Annotated in this window: 2 protein-coding genes; both read right to left on the bottom strand. The window is 67.6% G+C overall.

The features are described from left to right. Nucleotides 1-1,065 (bottom strand): DUF222 domain-containing protein (locus VHC63_01665; protein HVV35279.1); only part of this gene is annotated, 1,065 nt, incomplete at its 3' end. 64 nt (nt 1,066-1,129) lie between these two features. Next, nucleotides 1,130-1,538, bottom strand: a 409-nt coding sequence (locus VHC63_01670) for a hypothetical protein (protein ID HVV35280.1), incomplete at its 5' end; no start/stop codon positions are given.

Here is a 1,538-nt window from a genome sequence, read left to right on the forward strand (position 1 = left end):
GAACGTTTGGCGGGGGCCTTTCTTGACGGTGAAGCCGCGGTGGTGGATGGCGTTGTGGTGGAAGCGGCACAGCAGGAGGAGGTTGTCGATGTCGGTGCGGCCGCCGTGTTCCCATTCTTCGAGGTGGTGGGCGTCGACGAAGATGCGTTGTGTGCAGCCGGGGAAGGTGCAGCCGTGGTCGCGGATGGCCAGGGCGCGGCGCTGGGCGCGGTTCGGTTCGCGGTAGAGGCGGCCCATGTAGAGGATCTCGCGCTGGTCGCCGAGGCCGACGTCGGCAAACGAGGCGCCGCAGAGCACGAGTTGCTTCGAGTCCTCCGACAGGACCGGGCCGCCGTCGAGGTGGGCTTCGCCGGTTTCGGCGTTGAGGTGGACCATCACGACGTGGCGGTCGCCGGCTTCGACCGGGGTGGGGCCGTGGGCCAGGGTCGTTTCGGCCATGGCGACGAAGGCGTCGGCGTTGCCCGGCTTGGGCGTCCCCGCGGGGACGCTTTCGCCGGACGTCCCCGCGGGGACGCTTTCGACCTCGCCGACGCCGTCGCTCAAGACCTTGCGGGCGGACTGCAACGCGGCCACGACCAGCGCGCCTTCCTCGGCTGTGAGCTTGGCGCGCACCACGAAGCTCCCGTCGTCTTCGTAGGACCAGGTGACATACCGCTCCGGTGCGTTCTTCTTGTCGAGCGAGCGGCGACCGGCGACGACCCGGTCGATCTGGGCGGCGGTGGCACACTCCGCCCACTCGAGGAGCGTCTGTTCTGTTTCGGGTGTCGCGATGCGCGAGATGGCGCGCACCTTCGAATACGACAGGACGCCCTCGGCGAACTTGGCACGCAGCCGCGGCAGTTCCTCCAGCCGCCGCGCGACGCGCACCTGCTCGCGGGCGGTGTGCAACGAGATCCCGCAGCGCCAGTTCAGGAAGTGCGCGGTGGAACGGCACTCCCAGCGTTCGTAGCCGGCGCGGCGATCGAACTCGCCCACCACCAGCAGCCACGAACACAGCGCCGCGTCCATCCGCGCCGCGCCCTGCGTGAGCTCGTCTTCCAACTCGGCAATCGTTCGTTCTGTCATGCCCAATTCTCTCGTACATGTGTACGATTGAAAAGAGTCAATTATTGACAAGTAACCAACAAATTCAGCGGAGGAGGGCCGGCAGTTCCTTGCGGATGATCTTGTTCATGGCGTTGCGGGGAAAGGCGTCGACGAAGACGTAGCGCTCGGGACTCTTGTAGCGGGCGAGGTTGGCTTCGCAGTGGGCGCGCAGCGCGTCTTCCGACGCCGTGCCTTCGATCAGGGCGACGACGCGTTCGCCGAGGCGCTCGTCGGGCACGCCGATGACGGCACTGGCGAGCACGCCGTCGACTTCTTGCAGCACGCGCTCGACTTCAGCCGGGTAGACGTTCGCGCCGCCGCGGATGATGACGAGCGACTTGCGGTCGCGCACGTGGAGGTAGCCGTCGTCGTCGACGAGGCCGACGTCGCCGGTGTGGAGTTCGCCGTCGCGCAGCGTTTCGGCGGTGGCGTCGTCGCGGTTCCAGTAGCCG

Source organism: Acidimicrobiales bacterium, assembly GCA_035546775.1.
Taxonomy (GTDB): Bacteria; Actinomycetota; Acidimicrobiia; order Acidimicrobiales; family JACCXE01; genus JACCXE01.